Below are 21,598 nucleotides of genomic sequence, written 5' to 3' on the forward strand. Positions count from 1 at the left end.
TTCGGGCGGGACGCGGCACGGGGCCGCCGGCGATCGCGCCGACGGCCCCGTGGCCGACGTGGTCAGCGGGAGTCGGAGCCGTCGGTCTCCACCGCGGCGCGGCCGGCCTCCAGCCGGGCCACTGGAATGCGGAAGGGGGAGCAGGAGACGTAGTCCAGGCCCACCTCGTGGAAGAAGTGCACCGAGTCCGGGTCACCGCCGTGCTCGCCGCAGATGCCGAGCTTCAGCTCGGGCCGGGCCGCCCGACCCTCCTCCGCGGCGATCCGGACCAGCCGGCCGATGCCCTCCGCGTCGATCGACTCGAACGGCGAGACGCCGAAGATGCCCAGTTGCAGGTAACGGTTGAAGAACGCCTGCTCGACGTCGTCGCGGGAGAAGCCCCAGCCCATCTGGGTCAGATCGTTGGTGCCGAAGGAGAAGAACTGCGCCGCCTCGGCGATCTGCCCGGCGGTGACCGCCGCCCGGGGCACCTCGATCATCGTGCCGATCAGCACCTCGACCCCGCTGTCGCCGACCACCTCCGCGATGATCTTCTCCGCCTCGGCGCGTACCGTCTCCAGCTCCTGGACCGCCCCGACCAGCGGCACCATGATCTCGGGCTTGGCGACGACGCCGTTCCTGGCGCACTCCACAGCGGCCTCGACGATCGCCCGCACCTGCATCGCGAAGAGGCCGGGGATGACCAGGCCGAGACGAACTCCGCGCAGGCCCAGCATCGGGTTCTGCTCGTGCATCCGGCGGACCGCGGCCAGCAGCGCCTCCTCCTTGGCGGCGTCCTCGCCGCGCTCCTGGGCGATTGCGACCTTCACCGCGAGCTGCTCGAGCGGGGGCAGGAACTCGTGCAGCGGCGGGTCGATCAGCCGGACGGTGACCGGCAGCCCGTCCATCTCCCGGAAGATCTCCTTGAAGTCCCCGCGCTGCGACGGCAGCAGCGCGGCGAGCGCGGCCTCTTGCTCCTCCTCGGTGCCGGCCAGGATCAGCCGCTCGACCAGCTCCCGGCGGTCACCGAGGAACATGTGCTCGGTCCGGCAGAGCCCGATGCCCTGGGCGCCGAACCGCCGGGCCCGCGCCGCGTCGTCGCCCGTGTCGGCGTTCGCCCGCACCGCCAGCCGCCGCGTGGCGTCGGCGTGCGACATGATCCGGTGCACGGCCTTGACCAGTACGTCGTCGGCCTGCGCCGGGTCGAGGGTGCCCTCGAAGTACTGCACCACCTCGGACGGCATGACCGGCACCTCGCCCAGGTAGATGTTGCCGGAGGTGCCGTCGATCGAGACGACGTCGCCCTCGTTGACGGTCTGCCCGCCCACGGTGAACTTCCGCTGCTGCACGTCGACGTCGAGCTCGTGGGCGCCGCAGACACAGGTCTTGCCCATGCCCCGGGCCACCACCGCGGCGTGGCTCGTCTTGCCGCCGCGGGAGGTGAGGATGCCCTGGGCGGCGACCATGCCGGGCAGGTCGTCCGGGTTGGTCTCCCGACGGACCAGGATCACCTGCTCGCCCTGGTTGGCCAACTCGACGGCGCGCCCGGCGTCGAAGACCACCTTGCCGACGGCCGCGCCGGGCGAGGCGGCGATGCCCTTGGCCACCGGCTGGAACTCGTGGTCGAGCCGGAACCGGGGGAACATCAGCTGGGCGAGCTGGGCACCGTTGACCCGGTGCAGCGCCTCGTCCACGTCGATGAGGCCCTCGTCGACCAGCTGTCCGGCGATGACGAAGGCGGCCGCGGCGGTGCGCTTGCCAACCCGGGTCTGCAGCATCCAGAGCTTGCCGCGCTCGATGGTGAACTCGATGTCGCAGAGGTCCTTGTAGTGCTCCTCCAGCCGGGCCATGTACCCGAGCAGCTCGTCGTACGACTTCTTGTCCAGCCGCTCCAGCTCCTGCAACGGCACGGTGTTGCGGATGCCGGCCACCACGTCCTCGCCCTGGGCGTTGGCCAGGTAGTCGCCGTAGATGCCCTGCGATCCGCTGGCCGGGTCGCGGGTGAAGGCGACGCCGGTGCCGGAGTCGGGGCCGAGGTTGCCGAAGACCATCGCCACCACGTTGACCGCGGTGCCGAGGTCGGCCGGGATCCGCTCCTGCCGGCGGTAGACCACCGCGCGCTCCGCGTTCCACGACTCGAAGACCGCGCGGATGGCCAGGTCGAGCTGCTCCCGCGGCTCCTGCGGGAACTCCCGGCCGGTGTGCTTGCTGAAGATCTTCTTGAACGTGTCGACCAGGCCGCGCATGTCGTCCGCGTCAAGGTCCAGGTCGTTGGTGGTGCCCTTGGCGCGCTTGGCGTCGTCGAGGGCGTGCTCGAACTCCTCGCCCGGCACGTCGCACACGGTCTTGCCGAACATCTGGACCAGCCGCCGGTAGGAGTCCCAGGCGAACCGGTCGTTGCCGCCGGCCTGCCTGCTGAGCCCCGCCACGCTGCGGTCGTTGAGGCCGACGTTGAGAACCGTATCCATCATGCCGGGCATGGAGAACTTGGCGCCCGAGCGAACCGATACCAGCAGCGGGTCGTCCGGGTCGCCGAGCTTGCGGCCCATGCCCCGCTCCAGTGACTCCAGGTGCGCCTCGATCTGGGCGGCCAGCCCCTCCGGCTCCTGACCGGTGGCGAGATACTCCTTGCACGCCTCGGTGGTGATGGTGAAGCCGGGCGGGACCGGGAGGCCGAGATTCGTCATCTCGGCGAGGTTGGCCCCCTTGCCGCCGAGCAGGTCCTTGAGGTCCTTGTTGCCCTCGTTGAAGTCGTAGACGTACTTGTGATCGACCGTCTCTTGCGCTGCCACCAGAGCCTCCCACGCGCGCCGGGAATTGACACTTAACGAAGGTTCAGTTGCCTCATACCCCGGGGCTGACCGCCGGTAATCCCGGCGTCATCAGCGATCGGTGGGCGAAGGTTAAGCGAACATCGAGTGGCCTGGGACCGTTCGGTGACAATCGGCACAACCATCACCACTATCTGCGTCCGTACCAGTTTTTGGGAACGCTTCCACGCGCAGGATCACGCAATTCCGCCGCCCGCCGTACCCTGGACAGCGCTCGTTCTGCCGAACCTCACCTTTGCCATATCCGTCGCAGATACACCCGGAGCCGTTGCCGTGTCCTCCACCTCCTCCGCCACCCCGGACGCCGGCCGGGAGCCGATCGACCACGGGGTCGCCGGGCCTGCCCGCACCCCCGACCCGATCCCCGCGCGCGAGCCGGCGGCCGCCGAACTCGCCCGGGCCGCCGAGCGGGCGGCCGGCGACCTGCTCGCCCCGCCCGCCCCGGTCCGGCTGGGCGACGTGGTGCCCGCACCGGAACGGGTCGAGCCCGACCCGGCGGCGGACTTCGTGCTTCCCGCCGAGGCGGTCGTCCGAGTCAGCCCGGAGCCGGCCGCGCGGGACGTGGCCGAGCAGCTCGCCGAACTGCTGCGCCCGGCCACCGGCTTCCCGCTGCCGGTCACCGAGGCGGCCGAGGCCACCTCGGAGGACGCACTGACCCTGACCCTGGCGGCCGCTCCGGCTGCTCCGCTGGACCCCGGCACGCGGGCGGGCGCCCCGCCCGCTCCCGTCGGCACCGCCACGTACGCGACCGCCACCCCCGGCCCTGTCGACGCGCTCGGAGCGGAGGGTTACCGGCTGGCGGTGACCGCCGACGGCGTCCGGATCAGCGCCGGGACGCCGGCTGGCCTGTTCCACGGGGTGCAGACGCTGCGGCAACTGCTGCCGGCCGCGATCGAGAGCCCGGATCCGGTCGCCGAGCGCTGGGTGGTGCCCGGCGGCACCATCGTCGACCGGCCGCGGTTCGGGTACCGGGGTGCGATGCTCGACGTGGCCCGGCACTTCTTCGGCGTCCCCGACGTGCTGCGGGTGATCGACCACCTCGCCCGGTACAAGCTCAACCACCTGCACCTGCACCTCACCGACGACCAGGGCTGGCGGATCGCCGTCGACTCCTGGCCGCGGCTGGCCGCCGTCGGCGGGGCGACCGAGGTGGGCGGCGGTCCTGGCGGCTGCTACACCGCCGCCGACTACCGGCGGATCGTCCGCTACGCGGCCCGCCGGCACGTCACGATCGTGCCCGAGATCGACCTGCCCGGGCACACCAACGCGGCGCTGACCGCGTACCCGGAACTCGCGCCGGACAAGGTCGCGCCGCCGCCGTACACCGGCACCGAGGTCGGCTTCAGCTACGTCGACCCGGCCGACGAGCGGAGTTACGACTTCGTGGCCGACGTGCTCGGCGAGGTGGCCGCCCTCACCCCCGGCCCGTGGCTGCACATCGGCGGCGACGAGGCGTTCAAGGTGCGGCCGGAGGCGTACGCCCGGTTCGTCGAGCGGGTGCAACGGCTCGTCGCCGACACCGGGAAGACCGTGGTCGGCTGGCACCAGATCGCTCCGGTCGGGCATGCCGACGGCCGGGTGCTCCAGTGGTGGGGCACCAAGGGTGACGACCCGGTCGTCGCCGAGGCGGTACGCCGGGGCGCGCGGGTGATCCTCTCCCCGGGCAACCACGCCTACCTCGACATGAAGTACGCCCCGGACACCCCGATCGGGCACGACTGGGCCGGGCTGATCGACCTGCGGACGGCGTACGACTGGGACCCGGGCAGCCACCTGGTCGACGTGCCGGCCGATGCGCTGCTCGGCGTCGAGGCGCCGCTCTGGACCGAGTCGGTCACCTCGCTCGCCGAGATCGAGTTCATGCTGCTGCCCCGGCTGCCCGCAATCGCCGAGCTGGCCTGGTCGCCCCGGGCGACCCACGACTGGGCCGGGTTCCGTGACCGGCTGGCCGGCCACGGACCGCGCTGGGCCACCGCCGGCATCGCCTTCCACCACGCCCCGGAGGTGCCCTGGCCGGCGGAGCCGGCCGCGCCGAGCCGGCCGGCGGCCGAGTCGACGCCACAAATCCCCGCCCAGTCCCGCCCCGACAGCGCCGAGACGCCGGAGTCCGCGGCAGTCACTGACGGAGCGTGATTTTCCCGCCGCCGCGGCCGATGTCGCACCCGGAGTGACCGGCTCCCGTCGACGCCGCCAACGTCGCCGCGGTCCCGGCGCTGCCGACGCCGCTGACCAGCGCGCCCTTCCGATCGCCGACGCGACCCCCGACACCCCGTCACGGCCGCTTTGCTCTGCTGCACCATAGGCAACACTGACTTTCCGTAACTGTTGCCGATGGTGCAGCAGAGCAAAGGGAGGAATGGGGGTGCCCACGGGGCAAGCGGCCTCAACACGCCGAGGGCACTCTTTCAACTGCGCGGATCCTGCACATTCGGACGGGTCGGTGGGCGCTCAGCCCGGGTCGGTTGCCCGCCGGGTGCGCGGGGTGTCCGGTTTGCGGTCGGATGATCCGTGGTCGCGGCCACCCCGCAGGTGGAATGACGGCCACCCCCGGGTCGTTGAACATGGCGTACCCGCGGCGCCCCCGCGCCGACACGGGTCTCCCCGGCGCCGAATGTGCGACCGCACGGGGGCTCCCCGGGACGTCTGAGCACGGGCCGCGGAATGTGCGGCCGGCCCGGACGGTTACACCCCCGGGACACCCGAGCAGGCCCCCGGCCGCAGGGCCCCTTCTCACCCCCCCTTTTTCATCGCGGCGCGCCGCACCCCCGCGCGCGTCGCCGTGCACCCCCGAACGAAAGGCCTCGATCACCATGCGTACCAACCTGATCCGCAAGGCTGCCCTGACCGCTGCCGGCCTCACCGTCACCGGCGGCGCCATCGCCGCCCCCGCCGTCGCCGCCCAGGCCACCCCGGCCGAGAAGGCCGCGCAGGTCCAGACCGACCGCAAGACCAGCGGCGAACGCGAACTCAACGTCCGCTACCAGGCCCAGCCGAACTTCTACTACTGCGGCCCCGCCGCCACCCGCAACGCCCTGAGCGTGCAGGGCAAGGACATCAACGTCGACGCCATGGCCAAGGAGATGGGCACCACCGAAGCCGGCACCAACTCCATCAACGACATCACCCCGGTGCTGAACAAGGAAACCGGCAAGAACGCCTACCGCAGCACCGAAATCCGCGACAACAAGGCCGACGACAAGCAGACCGACAAGCTGCGCACCGACCTCGTCCGCACCATCGACGACGGCCGCGCCGTCGTGGCCAACATCGCCGGCACCGCCACCGACACCGACGGCAACACCCACTCCTTCGAGGGCGGACACTACATCAGCGTCGTCGGCTACCACGACGACGGCCACACCGTGACGATCGCCGACTCAGCCGACCCGAACCAGGCCTCCTACCGGATGAGCGTGGACAACCTGGCCGACTGGATCGCCACCCGCGGCTACGCCGCCTGACACACCAACACCGAAGGGCCGACCCCACCCGGGGCCGGCCCTTCGTCGTCTCCGGACCTCGCCGAGGCCGGGCAGTCCGTCAGCCGCCGGAGTCGTCCAGCTCGGCGCCGGCCGGCACGGTGTCGTCGTCCCGGCTCTTCAACCAGCCGTCGGGCAGGTAGACCTTGCCCGGGGAGTTGGTCCGGCCGCGCGGCTGGCTGAGGATCTGCACCGGGAACGGCTCGTCCGCGTCGAGCTTGCCGAGCAGGTCGTCGAGCTTGGCCAGGCTGTCGATCATCGCGAGGGAGCTGCGCAGCTCGCTGCCGACCGGGAAGCCCTTGAGGTACCAGGCGACGTGCTTGCGGAAGTCGGTGCAGCCGTCCCGCTCACCCTGCGCGGGGTTGCGCGCGCCCGCCACGAACTGGTCGACCAGCAGCTCGGCGTGCCGGCGCATGGTCGCCGCGACCTCGCCGAGGTTGGGCAGCCGGCGCTCCGGCCGGCCGTTGAACGCGGCCTCCAGGTCGGCGAAGAGCCACGGCCGGCCCAGGCAGCCCCGCCCGATCACCACGCCGTCCACGCCGGTGTGCGCGACCATCCGCAGCGCGTCGTCGGCCTCCCAGATGTCGCCGTTGCCCAGCACCGGCACGTCGAGGGCCTGCTTGAGGGTGGCGATGGCGTCCCAGTCGGCGGTGCCCGAGTAGCGCTGCGCGGCCGTACGCCCGTGCAGGGCGACCGCCGCCACGCCGGCGTCCTGCGCGGCGAGGCCCGCCTCGACGTACGTCAGGTGGTCGTCGTCGATGCCCTTGCGCATCTTGACGGTGACCGGCACCCCGGCGGGCGACGCGGCGTCCACCGCGGCCTTGACCAGCCGGGCGAAGAGCCGGCGCCGCCACGGCAGCGCCGAGCCGCCGCCGCGCCGGGTGACCTTGGGCACCGGGCAGCCGAAGTTGAGGTCGATGTGGTCGGCGAGGTCCTGCTCCACCACGATCCGCACGGCGGCGGCGGTGATCTCGGGGTCGGTGCCGTAGAGCTGGAGGCTGCGGGGCTGCTCGTCCTCGCCGAAGGCGATCATGCGCCGGGTCTTCGGGTTCCGCTCGACCAGCGCCTGCGTCGTGATCATCTCGCAGACGTAGATGCCGCCGCCCTGCTCCCGGCAGAGCCGGCGGAAGCCGACGTTGGTGATGCCGGCCATCGGCGCGAGCACCACCGGCGGCCACACTTGGTGCCGTCCGAGGGTCAACGGGCGCAGCTGGGGAAGGGTGGGGGCGGTCACCGGACAAGTGTAAGGAGGGGCCCCCTCTTAACGCCTCCTGCAGAGCAGGGGCCCCTTGTTAACACGGCGCATATCACAGTTGCCCGGGCGACGAGGGGTCTCCACAGGGCAGCGGGCGGTCCACAGACGCGAGCCTGGGGCAGGACGTGCCGGGTTCGGGGGACCAGTCTGCGGGCATGGTCGACTACTCGCCCGAGTTGGAAGAGGCGGCGGATCGCCAGCAGCAGATTGTCACCCGGGCCCAACTGCTCGCCGCCGGCTTCGACGACATGTTCCTGTACCGGCAGACCCGCCGCGGGCTCTGGCAACGCGTGCTACCGGCGACGTACGCCCTGTTCACCGGCACCCTGACCGATGAGCAGCGACGGATCTCCGCGGCCCTCTACGCGGGCGCCGACGCCCAGGTGACCGGTCTGGCAGCATTGTCCTGGTACGGCTTCCGGTACAGCCCACGGACGGACGACGTACAGCTGATCGTGCCGCATCACACGCGCCGGAAGTCATCCGGGCATGCGGTGATCGCGCGGGCGCTGGCGCTGGACGCGAAGGCCCGGCGGACAGGCCTCTACCCCGTCTGCTCACCCGCCCGCGCGGTCGTTGACGCCGCCCGTGACCTACGCCACCTGCGTCCGGTGCGCGCCATCGTGGCCGAGGCCGTCCAGCGCAGCTTTACCGACCTCAGCGCCCTCGACAAGGAGATCCGCCGTGCCAGGCGGAGCCGGACAGCTCTGATCCGGAAGGCATTCTCCGAGGTCGTCGCGGGCACCCGCTCCGCACCCGAAGCGGAGCTGCGGGAATGCCTTTCCGACAGCCCGCTGCTGCCGGAGGTCCTCTGGAATCCCCGCTTGCTGACCGCGGACGGCCGCACGCTTCCCACGCCGGACGGCTACCTGGCGGAGGCGGCGGTGGCCCTGGAGGTGGACTCGCAGGACTACCACTTCAGCCCGGGCGACTGGGCGCGCACGTTGGACCGGCACAACGAGTTGAGCCGGCTCGGCGTGCTGATCCTGCACTTCACCCCAGCCCAGATCCGTCGCGAGCCGACACGGGTACGACGAACAGTGGAGGACGCGTACGCGTCGCGGCGCGGACTCGCCGCCATTGTGAAAGTGAACGCACGGCCCAGCTCGAAGGGCGGACCAGGGTGTTAAGAAGGGGCCCCTTCTCTACCAAAAGCGTTAAGAAGGGGCCCCTGCTTACAGCTCAGCAGCCGGGCAGGCGCTCGATCAGGTAGCGCTCGACCTGGTCCAGCGAGATGCGTTCCTGGGCCATGGTGTCCCGGTTCCGCACGGTCACCGCGTTGTCGTCCAGGGTGTCGAAGTCCACCGTCACGCAGAACGGCGTGCCGATCTCGTCCTGCCGCCGGTAGCGGCGACCGATCGCCTGCGAGTCGTCGAACTCGACCACCCAGCGCTTGCGCAGGTCCGCGGCGAGGCCCCGCGCCTTGGGCGAGAGCGCCTCGTTACGGGACAGCGGCAGCACCGCCACCTTGACCGGGGCCAGCCGGGGGTCGAAGCGCATGACCGTCCGCTTGTCCACGCCGCCCTTGGTGTTCGGGGCCTCGTCCTCGTCGTACGCCTCGAGCAGGAAGGCGAGCACCGCGCGGGTCAGGCCGGCGGCCGGCTCGATCACGTACGGGACCCAGCGCTCGCCCTTGCCCTGGTCGAAGTACGACAGGTCGACGCCGGAGTGCTTGCTGTGCGTGGACAGGTCGAAGTCGGTCCGGTTGGCGATGCCCTCCAGCTCGGCGAACTCGGTGCCGCCGAACTGGAACCGGTACTCGATGTCGACCGTGCGCTTGGAGTAGTGGGAGAGCTTCTCCTTGGGGTGCTCGTAGAAGCGCAGGTTCTGCTCCGACAGGCCGAGGTCCAGGTACCAGTTCCAGCGCTCCCGCAGCCAGTACTCGTGCCACTCCTCGTCGGTGCCCGGCTCGACGAAGAACTCCATCTCCATCTGCTCGAACTCGCGGGTGCGGAAGATGAAGTTGCCCGGGGTGATCTCGTTGCGGAACGACTTGCCGGTCTGCGCGATGCCGAACGGCGGCTTCTTCCGGGCGACGGTCTCCACGTTCTTGTAGTTGACGAAGATGCCCTGGGCGGTCTCCGGGCGCAGGTAGTGCAGGCCCTCGTCGCTCTCCACCGGGCCCAGGTAGGTCTTCATCAGGCCGTTGAACATCCGCGGCTCGGTGAAGGTGCCCTTATTGCCGCAGTTGGGGCAGGTCAGCTCGGACAGCGAGGTTGGCGGACGGCCCTGCTTGGCCTCGAACGCCTCCTCGAGGTGGTCCGCCCGGAACCGCTTGTGGCAGAACTGGCACTCGGTCAGCGGGTCGACGAACTCGGCGAGGTGGCCGGAGGCCTCCCAGACCTGGGGGGCCAGGATGACCGCGGAGTCCAGGCCGACCACGTCGTCGCGCTGCTGGACCATGGTCTTCCACCACTGCCGGCGGACGTTCTCCTTGAGCTCCACGCCGAGCGGACCGTAGTCCCACGCCGACCGGGTGCCCCCGTAGATCTCACTCGAGGGGAAGACGAAGCCCCGCCGCTTGGCGAGGTTGACGATGGCGTCGATGCGGTCGGCTGGCATGTTTCCTCCTACGCCGGCTGGCGGTCGGCGGGGGCGCGATGTGGGTGGGAACGGTCAGTTTCGGGACAACGGTACGGCTATCGGAGTCCCGAGCCCAGCAGAATACCGGGGGCGGGTCAGCTCACCCCGCAGACCTCCATGCCGCCCGTCTGCTGGTCCGACTTCAGGGTCACCTGCTGGGTCTCCCGCCCGCCCCCGGTGAGGGTCACGTCGACGGGCACGGTGAGGGTCTGGGTGTCCACCCGACCCACCCGGTAGCCGGAGATCTGCGGCTCGCTGGCCACCCGCTGCTCGAACTCCGGCCGGGATTCCTGCCGCTGCACGTCGTCGCAGAGCTTGTCGTACGCCCGGGACCAGTCCTTCTCCACCAACGCCTGGTAGTAGTCGTCGGTCACCGCCCGCCCCTGCTCGTCGATCGCCTGGGCATTGGTCACCGCCAGCCCGACGATCGCCGCCCCGCCCCCGCCGCAGCAGAGCAGCACCGCGAGCGCGCCGACGCCGAGCCCGAGCCAGAGCCGGGCGCGACGGCCCTCGGTCGGCGGCGCGGCGAACGGCGGGGCCACCCCAGGGCCGGCCGGCGGCCCGGGGACGCCCGGCTCGGACGGCGACCCCGGGACCGGCGGCGCGCCGTCGGAGCCGGGCAGCATGGGGTGAGGGGGCGGGGCTGCCGGTCCGGGAGCGGTCATAGGGAGAGGGTAGTGCCCAGGGCTCAGCGGTAAGGAGCAGCGGCTCGGTCACTGGCGACGACGACGATCTCACCGTCCGGCGCGGCGCTGGCCAGCGTCTCGTACGCCGACGGCTCGTCGACCGACTCGGCGAGCAACGGCACCGCGGCGATCTTGACGTCGAACCCGCCCAGCGCCCGCCGGTACGCCCCGACCGACTCCCACTCGGTGACCAGGCACCAGTGCGTCGGGTCGTCCAGCGCCCGCAGCAGCTCGCCGCGCAGGTAACCGGGGCGGGCGGCGAGCGCCGCGAGGGCGGCGTGGGCCCGCCCGGTGAAGGCGTCCGCTCCTTCGGTGTTCACGACGAACCGGTTGGTGACCAGCAACGGCGTCCTCCTCGTAGAGTCTGTGGAATGGAGCGTACGCAAAGCCCTCTGCTGGCCCGCCTGGCCCGGGTCAATCCGACGGCGGTCTTCCTGGCCACGCTGGTCCTGGTGCTGGTGGCGCTCTTCGACCCGGGCCGGGTGGGCGGCGTGCTCCTGCTGGCGCTCGCCGCGGCGCTGTTCTGGCTGCTGGCCAGGACCTGGCCGGTGCAGGCACCGGCGACCCGGGTGATCCGGCTGCTGATCCTGATGCTGCTGGTCACGGTCGCCCTGGCCAAGCTCCTCTGACATGCAATCATGCGTTTTTGACAATTAATTTCGTTATCGCGGACAGTGGTTGTCATGACCGTTCGCTCCACTCCGCGCGCCCTGGCCGCCGTCGTCGCTCTGCTGACCCTCGGCGGGGTAGCCGGCTGCTCCGCCGACGGGTCGACCGGCGCCGACCCGAAGCGCGTCGACGTGGTGGCCGCCTTCTACCCGCTGCAGTTCCTCGCCGAGCGAATCGGCGGCGACGCGGTGAAGGTGACCAACCTGGCCAAGCCCGGCGCCGAGCCGCACGACCTGGAACTCAACCCGGGCCAGGTCGGCCAGGTCAGCGAGGCGGAACTGATCGTCTACCTGAAGGGCTTCCAGCCGGCCGTGGACGACGCGGTCGACCAGAACGCCGGCGACCGGGCGTTCGACGTGGCCAGCGTGCAGCCGCTGCTCGACGCGGCGGCCGCCGGCCACCAGCACGAGGGCGGCGAGGCCGGACACGAGGAGGAGCCGACCGGCGGCAAGGACCCGCACGTCTGGCTCGACCCGACCCGGCTGGCGACCATCGGCGACCGGCTCGCCGAGCGGCTCGGCAAGGCCGATCCGGACCGGGCCGCCGACTTCACCGCCCGGGCCAGGGCCCTCCGCGCCGACCTGGAGAAGCTGGACACCGAGTACGCGCAGGGCCTGCAGACCTGCCAGCGCCGGGAGATGGTGACCAGCCACACCGCCTTCGGCTACCTGGCCGCGCGCTACCGGCTCGAGCAGGTCGGCATCACCGGCCTCACCCCCGAGGCCGAGCCATCCCCGCAGCGACTCGCCGAGGTGGCGAAGGAGGCCCGGGAGCACGGGGCCACCACCATCTTCTTCGAGACGCTGGTCAGCCCGAAGGTCGCCGAGACCATCGCCCGCGAGGTCGGGGCGAAGACCGCGGTGCTCGATCCGATCGAGGGCGCGCCGGCCGCGGGTGACTACCTGTCGGCGATGCGCGCCGATCTCCAGACCCTGCGAACCGCGTTGGACTGCTCATGAGTGAACCCGTGATCCAGGTCGCGCACGCGACGGTCGGCTACGACGGCCGCACCGTGCTGCGGGACGTCTCGCTGACCGTCACCGCCGGCGAGGTGGTCGCCGTGCTCGGCGCCAACGGCTCCGGCAAGTCCACCCTGATCCGCGCGGTGCTCGGGCTGGTCCCAATCAGCGCCGGGTCGATCACCGTCTTCGGCACCCCGCAGCGCCGGTTCCGGCAGTGGCGGCGGGTCGGGTACGTCCCGCAGCGGCTGGGTGCCGGCAGCGGCGTACCGGCCACGGTGGGCGAGGTGGTCGCCTCCGGCCGGCTGGCCCGCCGGGGCGTGCTGCGCCCGCCGGGGCGCGCCGACCGGGCGGCCGTCGCCACGGCGCTGCGCGCGGTCGGGCTGGCCGACCGGGCCGGCGACCCGGTCGCCACCCTCTCCGGCGGCCAGCAGCAGCGCACCCTGATCGCCCGGGCGCTGGCCGGCGAGCCGGAACTGCTGGTGCTCGACGAGCCGACCGCCGGGGTCGACGCGGTCAGCCAGGAGGCGTTCGCCGGGGCACTGCGCGGGTTCCTGAACGACGGCGGGACGGTGCTGCTGGTCGCCCACGAACTCGGGCCGCTGCGGCCGCTGATCAGCCGGGCGGTCGTCGTACACGAGGGTGGGATCTGTCACGACGGCGCGGTGCCGGAGCCCGCCGGCCACCACGCGGAGCCCGACCACGACCACGTGCATCCGCACGGTCCCGAGGAGCCCGCCGGGCTGTGGAGCAGTTGAGCATGGACCTCTTCCAGTACGACTTCATGCTGCGCGCCCTGGTCGGCGCGCTGGTCATCGGGCTGGCCGCGCCGGCCCTCGGGATCTACCTGGTGCAGCGGCGGCTGGCGCTGATCGGTGACGGCATCGGGCACGTGGCGCTCACCGGGGTCGGCGCCGGGCTGCTGCTCAACCGCTCCCCAGTCCTGGTGGCGGTGATCGCGGCGACGCTCGGGGCGATCACCATCGAGCTGCTCCGCTCCCGCGGCCGCACCTCCGGCGACCTGGCCCTGGCGCTGCTCTTCTACGGCGGTATCGCCGGCGGCGTGATGCTCGTCGGCCTCTCCGACGCCAGCAACGCCTCGCTCAACTCGTACCTCTTCGGGTCGCTCACCACCACCTCACCGGCCGACCTGACCACCATCCTGGTGCTCGGCGTGGCGATCCTGGTCACCATGCTGGCGCTGCGCCCGGCGCTCTTCGCGGTCTGCCACGACGAGGAGTACGCCCGGGTCTCCGGCCTGCCGGTCCGAGCGCTCAACCTGCTGCTCGCGGTGACCACCGCGGTCACCGTCACCATCGCCATGCGGGCCGTCGGCGTGCTGCTGATCAGCGCGCTGATGGTGGTGCCGGTGGCCACCGCGCAGCAGATCACCCGCGGCTTCCGCAGCACCATGGCGGCCGCGATGACGCTCGGGCTCTTCGCCGCCGGCGCGGGCATCTGGGTGGCCGCCACCGCGGACACCGCCCCGGGCGCCTCGGTGGTGCTGCTGGCCATCGCCTCGTTCCTGGTCGTCGCGCTCGCCGCGGCGGGCTGGCGGGCGCTGCGCCGGCGCACCGGCCCGGCCGCCGCGCCCGCCGACGAGCCGCACGAGCACGAGGTGGTGCTCCGGTGAGGCCGCACCGGCCGGCTCTCCTGGCATTGGTTACCGTTACGGGGTGACCGGCACGAACGGGTACGACGCCTTCGAGGGCGCCGGCGAGCTGCTGCGTGCGCTGTCGGCGCCCATCCGGCTGGCGATCGTGAGCGAGCTGGCGCAGGGTGAACGATGCGTGCACGAGCTGGTGGAGAAGCTCGGCGCCCCGCAGCCGCTGGTCTCCCAACACCTGCGGGTGCTGCGCGGTGCGGGCGTGGTGCGCGGCTCCCGGCGCGGTCGCGAGATCGCGTACGTCCTCGTGGACGAGCACGTCGCGCACATCGTGGCGGACGCCGTCAGCCATGCCGGGGAGGGGTCATGAGCGAGCTCCGGAACACCCGGCAGCGGACGGCGGTCAGCGCGCTGCTGGCCGAGATGGAGGGCTTCCACAGCGCGCAGGACCTGCACGCCATGCTGCGGCAGCGGGGCGAGCGCGTCGGCCTGACCACCGTCTACCGGACGCTGCAGGGGCTGGCCGACGCCGGCGAGATCGACGTGATGCGCCCGCCCGGCGCCGAGCACCTCTACCGGCGGTGCAGCGAGGGGCACCACCACCACCTGGTCTGCCGGGCCTGCGGGCGCACCGTGGAGGTGGCCGGGCCGGCGGTGGAGAGCTGGGCGGAGCGGGTCGCCGCCCAGCATGGGTACGCCGAGGTCAGCCACACCCTGGAGATCTTCGGCACCTGCCCGGCCTGCGCCGGCTGAGAAATCTCCACCGTGCCAGGGCGGCCGGAGCGTGGCACGCTGTCCCGCGTGAAGATCTACGCTGACCGTTTTCCGACCGCCGTCCGTCAGCTCCTCACCGATGTGCTCGTGGTCGTCTGGGTCTACGCGGCGATCCGCTTCGCGCTCTGGCTGCACGACCTGATCCAGAAACTCGCCGTACCCGGACAGAAGCTGGAGGGGGCCGGCGGTGGTCTCGCCGACAACCTGGCCGACGCCGGCGGCAAGGTCGGCCGGGTGCCGCTGGTCGGCGACGAGCTGACCGGGCCCTTCACCAAGGCCGCGGACGCCGCCCGGGCGGTCGCCGAGGCGGGCCGCGACCAGCAGGAACTCGTCGGCCAACTCGCCCTCGCGCTGAGCATCGCGGTGCTGGTCTTCCCGCTCGGCCTGGTGCTCTTCGGCTGGCTGCCGCTGCGGCTGCACTGGATGCGCCGGGCCGGCGCGGCGAAGGCGCTGGCCACCGCGCCCGCCGGCCGCGATCTGCTGGCGCTGCGGGCGCTCGCCGGTCAACCGCTGGGAAAGCTGACCCGGATCGCGCCCGACGTGGCCGAGGCCTGGCGGCGCGGCGACGACGCCACCGTCGACGCGCTCGCCGCCCTGGAGTTGCGCCGACTCGGCCTGCGTGGCGGCCGTTAAGGTGTGCCGGTGCTCTACTTCCTGATCGTCATCGCGGTGCTGCTGCTGGCGTACGCGGGCGTCCTGGTCAGCTTCGTGCGCAAGGGTCGCCGGATCCCGCCGGCGGCGTACCTGGTGCTGGCCGCGCTCAACGGGCTCATCCTGGCCGCGGTGCTGGCCTGGGCCATCGCCCGCTGAGGCTCGCCCGCGCGGGATGCGGCATGTCGCGGTGTCCGGGCGACCGGAAACCGCGACATGCCACAAGCCTCTTCACGAACGGGGAGGGATCCGGCGGCGGACGTCCTGCGCCGCGGAGGGGCCGGGCTGCCAGCGGGCCACCCAGGGGGCGTCCGCGGGTGGGGTGGTCACCCCCTCCTCCAAGGCGACGTACCGGCCGGCGAGGATCCGCTTCGCCGCCGCCACGTCGAGCGAGTCGGTGTTGGACCAGAGCCCGGTGAACAGCTCCTCGACGCGGAGCCGGGCCTGCCGGCAGAACAGGTCGGCCAGCTCGACGTTCTCCGGGTGGCTGTCCCGCTCGGCGGCCGCCCGGACGCATACCGCCGACATCGCGAACAGCTCCGCGCCGATGTCTACCACCCGGCCGAGGAAGGCCTGCTTGCGTTCCATCTTCCCCTGCCACCGAGACATCGCGTAGAACGTCGATCGGGCCAGCTTGCGGGAGGTGCGCTCGACGTGCCGCAGGTGGCCGGCGAGCGGGCCGAACTCGGCGTACGCACCGGGGGCCTGGCCCCGGCCGACGGCGAGGGTGGGCAGCCACTTCGCGTAGAAGAGGCCGGCCCGCGCGCCCGCCTTCGCCTTGCGGCCCAGACCGGCGTCCGGGTCGATGATGTCGCCGGCCACCGAGAGGTGCGCGTCGACCGCCTCCCGGGCGATCAGCAGGTGCATGATCTCGGTGGAACCCTCGAAGATCCGGTTGATCCGCAGGTCGCGCAGCAACTGCTCGGCCCCGGCCGCGCGCTCGCCCCGGGCGGCGAGGGACTCGGCGGTCTCGTAGCCGCGGCCACCGCGGATCTGGATCAGCTCGTCGGCGATCTTCCAGGCCATCTCGCTGGCGTAGAGCTTGACCAGCGCCGCCTCGATCCGGATGTCGTTGCGGTCGTCGTCGGCCAGCAGGCAGCAGAGGTCCAGCATGCTCTCCATGCCGTACGTGGTGGCGGCGATGAAGGCGAGCTTCTTGGCGACCGCCTCGTGCGCGCCGACCGGCCGGCCCCACTGGACCCGGTCGGCGGCCCACTCCCGGGCCACGTTCAACGACCACTTGCCCGCGCCCACGCACATCGCCGGCAGCGAGAGCCGCCCGGTGTTCAGCGTGGTCAGGGCGATCTTCAACCCCTTGCCCTCGCCACCGATGATGTTCTCCTTCGGCACGAAGACGTCGTGGAACCGGGTGAGGCTGTTCTCCAGACCGCGCAGACCGACGAAGGCGTTGCGGCGCTCCACCGTGATGCCCTCGCTGTCGCCCTCGACCACGAAGGCGGTGATCCCACCGCGCCGCCCCTCGGCCGCCGGCACCCGGGCCATCACCACCAGCAGGGTGGCGACCGTGCCGTTGGTGGCCCAGAGCTTCACCCCGTTGAGCCGGTAACCGCTGCCGTCCGCGGTGGGCTCGGCGGTGGTGGCCAACCGGGCCGGGTCGGAGCCGACGTCCGGCTCGGTGAGCAGGAACGCGGAGACCTCGCCGGCGGCGAGCCGGGGCAGGAACCGCTGCTTCTGCTCGGGCGTGCCGAACATCTTCAGTGGCTGCGGCACACCGATCGACTGGTGGGCCGAGAGCAACGCGCCGATGGCCGGGTTGGCCGAGCCGACCCGCATCAGCGCCCGGCAGTAGTGCAGGTTGCTCAGCCCGAGCCCGCCGTACTTGCGGTCGATCTTCATGCCGAAGGCGCCCAGCCGGGCCAGCCCGTGGAACACCTCGTCCGGGATGTACGCGTCCCGCTCGATCGCCGCGCCGTCCACCTCGGAGTCCGCGTACGCCCCCAGCTCGCGGAGGAACTCCTCGGCGCGGGCCGCCTCCGCCGGGTCCGAGCGGGGCCAGGGGTTGATCAGGTCGAGCCGGAACCGGCCGAGGAAGAGCTCCTTGCCGAAGCTGGGACGGTCCCAGGCCGACTCGCGGGCGGCCTCGGCGACCTGGCGGGCCTCCTTTTCGGAGACCTGGCCCGCCTCGTACGGCAGCGGTGCCGCGCCACCCGCCTCGTCGATCGCGGTGGCGGTCTCGACCGCCTCGTCCCCCGCCGCGGGACCGGTGTGGGGGTCGTCGATCGGGGCGACCCGGCCGGTGGGACCGCCCGCTCCGGCTGCGCCCGCTTCGTCGGGTCGACTGTTCTGTGTCGTGGTCACGGCTGCCCCCTCGAACCTCGGTCCGGCTGCTCAACGTGCTCGACAGAAATCACGCTACCCCCGGGTGTTACCCGGCGGTAGCGTTTCGCGCACGTCGGATTTCGCGGGACGTCGTGCCTGCTCGGGAGACGGTCAGTCGCCGGGGAGCACCGGCGGGTCGTCGTCCTCGTCGTCGATGTCGTCCTCGCCCCAGTTCCGCCGCACGAACGGCAGGATCATCCAGAAGGCGAGGAACCAGACCGCGGTGATCGCGGTGAGCAGCAGGGCGATCGGCCGGCTGAGCACGAAGTCGGTGATCAGCAGGACTGCGCTGACCATCGAGATCAGCATGAAGGCGAGGCCGCCGGTGGCCATCCGGTGGGCGAAGCGGACCAGCTCCGGCTTGCGGCCCTGCCGGAACAGCGCCCGGTGAAAGGCCACCGGCGAGATGATCATCGCGGTGGCCGCCGCGGCCGACAACAGCGAGATGATGTAGACGTCCTTCTGGAAGCCGGACGCCCGGGTGAAACCGTTGCTGAACGGCAGGGTGAGCAGGAAGGCGAAGAGGATCTGCACGCCGGTCTGCGCGACCCGCAGCTCCTGCAGCAGATCGGCGAAGTTCCGCTGCCAGCGCTGCTTCTCGGTTTCCTTGGACACGCGCAACCTCCGGGAAGACGGTACTGCCGGCGGGGTGCACCCGCCGGCAGCAACGCCATTGCCCCGTCGGCGTTGCGGCGAAACCGGCTCATGATCCCCGGCCAGGTCGCGCCGGGCCTCACGCCCCGCGGCGGATCCGGCCGGCGTAGCGGGCCTCCAGTTCGGCGTTGTGCTCGTCCCCGCCGGTGATGTTGGCCGACAGGTAGACCGGGGGCCGCTCGCCCGCCGCCAGCAGGCGCGCCACCACCTCCGCCACGATCTGCTGGGCCAGCAGCGCGGCCGTGATCGAGGAGACCGCGCCGACCGCGCCGCCGCCGGGCAACGGCAGGGTCGCATCGCCGTACGGGGCGCCGTTGTCGAGCACCACGTCGGCAAAGTCGGCGAGCTTGCGCCCGGACGGGTGGCGCGAGGTCATCCGCCCGGAGTGCTCGGCCGAGGTGATCGCGACGAGGCGGTGCCCGCGCTCCTTGACCAGGGCGGCGAATTCCACCATGGCGCCGTTCACCCCGGAGTTGGAGGCGAGCACGAAGACGTCCTGCGGGTGGACCGGGGCCAGCTCGTAGAGGCGGTGCGCCACGCCCGGATCGCGCTCCAGCTTCGGGCCGAGCACGTCGGCGGGCTCACCGCCGTAGAGCACCAGGTCGCGCAGCGCGATCCGGTTGGTGGGCACCAGCCCGCCGGCCCGACCGGCGATCTCCATCGCCAGCGCCTCGGAGTGGCCGGTGCCGAACGCGTGGATCACCCCGTCGGCGCGCAGCGCGTCGGCGATCAGGTCCGCGGCCCGAGCGACGGCCTCCCGCTGGCCGGTGGCGACCCGGCCGATCGTCTCGGTCACCACCGCCAGGTACGCCTCGGCGCTCACCGTCATGTTTCCTCCGTCCGTCGGTTGCGGGCCAGCCAGTCCACCGCGAAGTCGACCGCCGCCCGCTGCCTCATCAACCGGCCCGTCCCGTCGCCGACCGGTCCGATTCGGACCGCGCCGGTGGCCTCGAAGTCCGCGCCGAGCCGGGCGAAGTCGCCCTCCTCGAGGACCACGTCGTCCCACCACACCCACTCCCGGCCGCCGCCGTCGGCGGTCGGCACGGCGGCGCCGCACCGCTGCCGCGGCGGCGCCGGCTGCCGGTACTCGGCCAGGTGCAGGGAGGTGTTGGAGCCGTGGTCGACGCCGAGCAGCAGCACGTCGGCGTCGAGGCCGTAGAGCCGGGCCAGCGGGGAGACCTCGCCGAGCATGTCCGCCCGGGAGTGGTCGGCGACGATCCGGTCGGCGAGCACGACGGCCTGCGGGCCACCGCAGACGAAGCCCAGCGGGCGCATGGCCGCGTGCACCGGCACGGCACCGCCGGGGCGTACGCCGAGCTGCCGGAACTGGGCGGCCAGCGACGCGCGGGGGTGCAGCCGGGCCGGCCCGGCGGCCGCGGTCACCCGGCCCTGCCCACCCGGGCGAGGATCGCCTCGGCCAGCGGGCCGGGCGCCTCGTCGGGGATCCAGTGGGTCACGCCCGAGAGTTCGACGAAGCGGTACTCCCCCTTGACGTGGGTCGCGCACGCCTCGGCGGCGGTCCGGCCGATCGCAATGTCCCGGTCGCTCCACACGAACGTGCTCGGCACCACCACCGACCCGACCGCCGCCAGGTCCGCCCGGGACATCGCCCGGTACCAGTTGAGGGCGGCGGTGAGCGCCCCCGGCTCGCGCATCGGTTCGGCGTAGCGGGCTACCCGCGCCGCGTCGCCGACCCCGCCGAGCATCCGGCGCAGCGTGGCGGCATTGAACGCGAGCAGCAACTTCTCCGCCTTGCCCGGCTTGCGGAACAGCCCGATGTACGACGACCGGGCCTGCTGCTGCCGGTCGGTGGCGAGCGCGTGCGCCATGGCCGCCGGGTGCGGCACCGAGACGGCGGTGAGGGTGCGGACCCGCTCCGGATGCCCCGCGGCGAGGCCCCACGCAACGACCGCGCCCCAGTCGTGGCCGACCAGGTGCGCCGTCTCGACGCCCAGCGCGTCGAGCACCGCCCCGGCATCGGCGACGAGTTCGGGAAGACGGTAGTCCGCGAGCGTCTCGGGACGCGCTCCGGGCGAGTAGCCCCGCTGGTCCAGCGCGTACGTGCGCAGCCCGGCGGCGTGCAGCGCGGGCACCACGTCGTCCCACTCCCCGCCGTGCTGCGGGAAGCCGTGCAGCAGCAGGACGGGTTCGCCGTCGTCCGGCCCGCCGCTGCGTACCTCGAACGTCAGACCTCGCGCGTCCACCCGCATGATCGGCAGCCTACCCACGGGAAGGCTTCCCGGCCGGACCGGCGATCCCGGGCAACTGCCCCGCTAGGCGGGCACCAGGGGTCGGTGCTAGCGTTTGACGCGAAAACTTCACATCCGACAGGGGAGCGCGCAGCGCTGAGAGTGCGGGCACAGCCCGCAGACCCTCGAACCTGATCTGGGTAATGCCAGCGCAGGGAGTTCGGTCGACCTCCAGCCGCGCCGCCGTCCGGTGACACCGGGCGCGGCGTGCGTCTTCTCCTGGTTCCTTTCACTGGACTGGGAGCAACCATGACTCAACCAACCGGCAACCGGTGGCGCACCATCGACATCGTCATCGCCTCCGTGCTCGGGGTGGCGTTCGGCGTCATCTTCTGGGCCTGGGGCCTGCTGTGGAACGGGCCGGCGGACGCGATCCCGCTGCCCGGCCGGGCCGTCCTGTACGGCGTCTGGCTGGTGCCCGCCGTGCTGGGCGCGCTGATCATCCGCAAGCCCGGCGCCGCCCTCTACACCCTCACCCTCGCCGCCCTGGTGTCGGTGGCGCTGGGCACGAGCTGGGGCTGGACCATCGTGGTGCAGGGCCCGCTGGAGGCGGCAGCGGGCGAGCTGGCCTTCGCGCTCTTCGGGTACCGCAACTACCGGCTGCCGGTCGCGCTGCTGGCGGCCACCCTGGCCGGCCTCGCCGCGTCGATCTACGACGTCTTCGTCTGGTACCCGGGCACCGCATGGGGCAGCTTCCGCCTCCCCTACATCCTCATCACCGCGGCCAGCTCGCTGGTGGTGGCCGGCCTGGGCAGCGTCGCCCTCACCCGCGCCCTGGCGGGCACGGGCGTCCTCGACCGCTTCCCCGCCGGCCGCGAACGCGCCGCCGTCTGACCGCCCCAGCTCCGTGTTGATCATGAAGTTGTTGTCATCCGGCCCGGCG

The 21,598-nt window shown here is 72.3% G+C and carries 22 protein-coding genes and 1 riboswitch; of the genes, 12 read left to right on the forward strand and 10 right to left on the reverse strand.

Annotated features, from left to right (window positions below; translation table 11 throughout):
- Nucleotides 1-62: 62 nt before the first annotated feature.
- The gene (gene ppdK, locus GA0070624_RS30825; RefSeq protein WP_091346760.1) at nt 63-2,771 is read right to left on the reverse strand and encodes a pyruvate, phosphate dikinase; all 2,709 of its coding nucleotides are present in this window, start codon (nt 2,769-2,771) and stop codon (nt 63-65) included.
- A gap of 312 nt (nt 2,772-3,083) precedes the next feature.
- On the opposite strand from ppdK, the gene GA0070624_RS30830 reads away from it, so the two are divergent.
- Both GA0070624_RS30830 and GA0070624_RS30835 read left to right on the forward strand, forming a co-directional pair.
- The gene (locus tag GA0070624_RS30830) at nt 3,084-4,943 is read left to right on the forward strand and encodes a beta-N-acetylhexosaminidase (protein WP_425413527.1); all 1,860 of its coding nucleotides are present in this window, start codon (nt 3,084-3,086) and stop codon (nt 4,941-4,943) included.
- 677 nt (nt 4,944-5,620) lie between these two features.
- Complete coding sequence (locus GA0070624_RS30835) at nt 5,621-6,271, forward strand: C39 family peptidase (protein ID WP_091345898.1); 651 nt, start codon at nt 5,621-5,623, stop codon at nt 6,269-6,271.
- A gap of 79 nt (nt 6,272-6,350) precedes the next feature.
- Here GA0070624_RS30835 and dusB read toward each other — a convergent pair whose 3' ends face one another.
- Nucleotides 6,351-7,523 (reverse strand): tRNA dihydrouridine synthase DusB, encoded by a 1,173-nt coding sequence (dusB, locus tag GA0070624_RS30840; protein WP_091346762.1) that lies wholly within the window; start codon nt 7,521-7,523, stop codon nt 6,351-6,353.
- Nucleotides 7,524-7,699: 176 nt separating this feature from the next.
- Between dusB and GA0070624_RS30845 the strand changes: the two genes are divergently transcribed.
- Nucleotides 7,700-8,674, forward strand: a complete 975-nt coding sequence (locus GA0070624_RS30845) for a type IV toxin-antitoxin system AbiEi family antitoxin domain-containing protein (RefSeq protein ID WP_091346764.1) — start codon at nt 7,700-7,702, stop codon at nt 8,672-8,674.
- 52 nt (nt 8,675-8,726) lie between these two features.
- On the opposite strand, the gene GA0070624_RS30850 is transcribed toward GA0070624_RS30845, so the two are convergent.
- The 3 genes from GA0070624_RS30850 to GA0070624_RS30860 all read right to left on the reverse strand — a co-directional run bounded on the left by GA0070624_RS30850 (nt 8,727) and on the right by GA0070624_RS30860 (nt 11,157).
- Nucleotides 8,727-10,106, reverse strand: a complete 1,380-nt coding sequence (locus GA0070624_RS30850; protein WP_091346766.1) for a glycine--tRNA ligase — start codon at nt 10,104-10,106, stop codon at nt 8,727-8,729.
- Between the two features lie 116 nt (nt 10,107-10,222).
- A complete protein-coding gene (locus GA0070624_RS30855) occupies nt 10,223-10,753 on the reverse strand; it encodes an Rv0361 family membrane protein (RefSeq protein WP_091346769.1) in 531 nt (176 codons plus the stop codon).
- Nucleotides 10,754-10,815: 62 nt separating this feature from the next.
- Nucleotides 10,816-11,157, reverse strand: coding sequence for an antibiotic biosynthesis monooxygenase family protein (locus GA0070624_RS30860; protein ID WP_091346772.1), 342 nt, complete (start codon nt 11,155-11,157; stop codon nt 10,816-10,818).
- Nucleotides 11,158-11,184: 27 nt separating this feature from the next.
- Between GA0070624_RS30860 and GA0070624_RS30865 the strand changes: the two genes are divergently transcribed.
- Genes GA0070624_RS30865 through GA0070624_RS35115 form a run of 8 tightly spaced genes read left to right on the forward strand, consistent with a single transcriptional unit; the run spans nt 11,185 to nt 15,631 of the window.
- The gene (locus tag GA0070624_RS30865) at nt 11,185-11,442 is read left to right on the forward strand and encodes a DUF6703 family protein (protein ID WP_091346774.1); all 258 of its coding nucleotides are present in this window, start codon (nt 11,185-11,187) and stop codon (nt 11,440-11,442) included.
- A gap of 54 nt (nt 11,443-11,496) precedes the next feature.
- The gene (locus GA0070624_RS30870; RefSeq protein WP_091346776.1) at nt 11,497-12,441 is read left to right on the forward strand and encodes a metal ABC transporter substrate-binding protein; all 945 of its coding nucleotides are present in this window, start codon (nt 11,497-11,499) and stop codon (nt 12,439-12,441) included.
- Nucleotides 12,438-13,199, forward strand: a complete 762-nt coding sequence (locus GA0070624_RS30875) for a metal ABC transporter ATP-binding protein (RefSeq protein WP_091346778.1) — start codon at nt 12,438-12,440, stop codon at nt 13,197-13,199. The genes GA0070624_RS30870 and GA0070624_RS30875 overlap by 4 nt, the downstream gene beginning before the upstream one ends.
- A gap of 2 nt (nt 13,200-13,201) precedes the next feature.
- Nucleotides 13,202-14,074 (forward strand): metal ABC transporter permease, encoded by an 873-nt coding sequence (locus GA0070624_RS30880; RefSeq protein WP_091346781.1) that lies wholly within the window; start codon nt 13,202-13,204, stop codon nt 14,072-14,074.
- A 43-nt stretch (nt 14,075-14,117) separates the two neighbouring features.
- Nucleotides 14,118-14,417 (forward strand): ArsR/SmtB family transcription factor, encoded by a 300-nt coding sequence (locus GA0070624_RS30885; protein ID WP_091346784.1) that lies wholly within the window; start codon nt 14,118-14,120, stop codon nt 14,415-14,417.
- Nucleotides 14,414-14,800, forward strand: a complete 387-nt coding sequence (locus GA0070624_RS30890; protein ID WP_091346787.1) for a Fur family transcriptional regulator — start codon at nt 14,414-14,416, stop codon at nt 14,798-14,800. The genes GA0070624_RS30885 and GA0070624_RS30890 overlap by 4 nt, the downstream gene beginning before the upstream one ends.
- 48 nt (nt 14,801-14,848) lie before the next feature.
- Nucleotides 14,849-15,454 (forward strand): hypothetical protein, encoded by a 606-nt coding sequence (locus GA0070624_RS30895; RefSeq protein ID WP_091346789.1) that lies wholly within the window; start codon nt 14,849-14,851, stop codon nt 15,452-15,454.
- A 9-nt stretch (nt 15,455-15,463) separates the two neighbouring features.
- Nucleotides 15,464-15,631: a hypothetical protein gene (locus GA0070624_RS35115; protein ID WP_176731938.1), complete on the forward strand. Its 168-nt coding sequence runs from the start codon at nt 15,464-15,466 to the stop codon at nt 15,629-15,631.
- A 72-nt stretch (nt 15,632-15,703) separates the two neighbouring features.
- Here the strand turns inward: GA0070624_RS35115 and GA0070624_RS30900 are convergent, their stop codons facing one another.
- The 5 genes from GA0070624_RS30900 to GA0070624_RS30920 form a co-directional block, all read right to left on the reverse strand.
- Nucleotides 15,704-17,653, reverse strand: a complete 1,950-nt coding sequence (locus GA0070624_RS30900; RefSeq protein WP_091350208.1) for an acyl-CoA dehydrogenase family protein — start codon at nt 17,651-17,653, stop codon at nt 15,704-15,706.
- Nucleotides 17,654-17,923: 270 nt separating this feature from the next.
- Nucleotides 17,924-18,427, reverse strand: coding sequence for a DUF6328 family protein (locus GA0070624_RS30905; protein ID WP_091346791.1), 504 nt, complete (start codon nt 18,425-18,427; stop codon nt 17,924-17,926).
- 118 nt (nt 18,428-18,545) lie between these two features.
- Complete coding sequence (locus GA0070624_RS30910) at nt 18,546-19,295, reverse strand: sugar isomerase domain-containing protein (RefSeq protein WP_091346794.1); 750 nt, start codon at nt 19,293-19,295, stop codon at nt 18,546-18,548.
- Nucleotides 19,292-19,849 carry an AAC(3) family N-acetyltransferase gene (locus tag GA0070624_RS30915; RefSeq protein ID WP_245719073.1) on the reverse strand — a complete coding sequence of 186 codons (558 nt, stop codon included), beginning with the start codon at nt 19,847-19,849 and terminating at the stop codon, nt 19,292-19,294. Before GA0070624_RS30915 ends, GA0070624_RS30910 begins: the two co-directional genes overlap by 4 nt.
- Nucleotides 19,846-20,676, reverse strand: coding sequence for an alpha/beta fold hydrolase (locus GA0070624_RS30920; RefSeq protein ID WP_091346797.1), 831 nt, complete (start codon nt 20,674-20,676; stop codon nt 19,846-19,848). The genes GA0070624_RS30915 and GA0070624_RS30920 overlap by 4 nt, the downstream gene beginning before the upstream one ends.
- 109 nt (nt 20,677-20,785) lie before the next feature.
- A riboswitch (TPP riboswitch) is annotated at nt 20,786-20,891 on the forward strand.
- A gap of 73 nt (nt 20,892-20,964) precedes the next feature.
- On the opposite strand from GA0070624_RS30920, the gene GA0070624_RS30925 reads away from it, so the two are divergent.
- Nucleotides 20,965-21,549, forward strand: coding sequence for an ECF transporter S component (locus GA0070624_RS30925; RefSeq protein ID WP_091346799.1), 585 nt, complete (start codon nt 20,965-20,967; stop codon nt 21,547-21,549).
- Nucleotides 21,550-21,598 lie beyond the last annotated feature (49 nt).

Origin of the sequence: Micromonospora rhizosphaerae (assembly GCF_900091465.1) — a bacterium.
Classification (GTDB): Bacteria; Actinomycetota; Actinomycetes; order Mycobacteriales; family Micromonosporaceae; genus Micromonospora; species Micromonospora rhizosphaerae.

Bases quoted from the DNA above. Each gene is read 5' to 3' on its own strand.
- GA0070624_RS30835 (WP_091345898.1), top strand. From the start codon at position 5,621: ATGCGTACCAACCTGATCCGCAAGGCTGCCCTGACCGCTGCCGGCCTC.
- GA0070624_RS30845 (WP_091346764.1), top strand. From the start codon at position 7,700: ATGGTCGACTACTCGCCCGAGTTGGAAGAGGCGGCGGATCGCCAGCAG.
- GA0070624_RS30850 (WP_091346766.1), bottom strand. From the start codon at position 10,106: ATGCCAGCCGACCGCATCGACGCCATCGTCAACCTCGCCAAGCGGCGG.
- GA0070624_RS30855 (WP_091346769.1), bottom strand. From the start codon at position 10,753: ATGCTGCCCGGCTCCGACGGCGCGCCGCCGGTCCCGGGGTCGCCGTCC.
- GA0070624_RS30865 (WP_091346774.1), top strand. From the start codon at position 11,185: ATGGAGCGTACGCAAAGCCCTCTGCTGGCCCGCCTGGCCCGGGTCAAT.
- GA0070624_RS30870 (WP_091346776.1), top strand. From the start codon at position 11,497: ATGACCGTTCGCTCCACTCCGCGCGCCCTGGCCGCCGTCGTCGCTCTG.
- GA0070624_RS30875 (WP_091346778.1), top strand. From the start codon at position 12,438: ATGAGTGAACCCGTGATCCAGGTCGCGCACGCGACGGTCGGCTACGAC.
- GA0070624_RS30880 (WP_091346781.1), top strand. From the start codon at position 13,202: ATGGACCTCTTCCAGTACGACTTCATGCTGCGCGCCCTGGTCGGCGCG.
- GA0070624_RS30890 (WP_091346787.1), top strand. From the start codon at position 14,414: ATGAGCGAGCTCCGGAACACCCGGCAGCGGACGGCGGTCAGCGCGCTG.
- GA0070624_RS30910 (WP_091346794.1), bottom strand. From the start codon at position 19,295: ATGACGGTGAGCGCCGAGGCGTACCTGGCGGTGGTGACCGAGACGATC.
- GA0070624_RS30920 (WP_091346797.1), bottom strand. From the start codon at position 20,676: ATGCGGGTGGACGCGCGAGGTCTGACGTTCGAGGTACGCAGCGGCGGG.
- GA0070624_RS30925 (WP_091346799.1), top strand. From the start codon at position 20,965: ATGACTCAACCAACCGGCAACCGGTGGCGCACCATCGACATCGTCATC.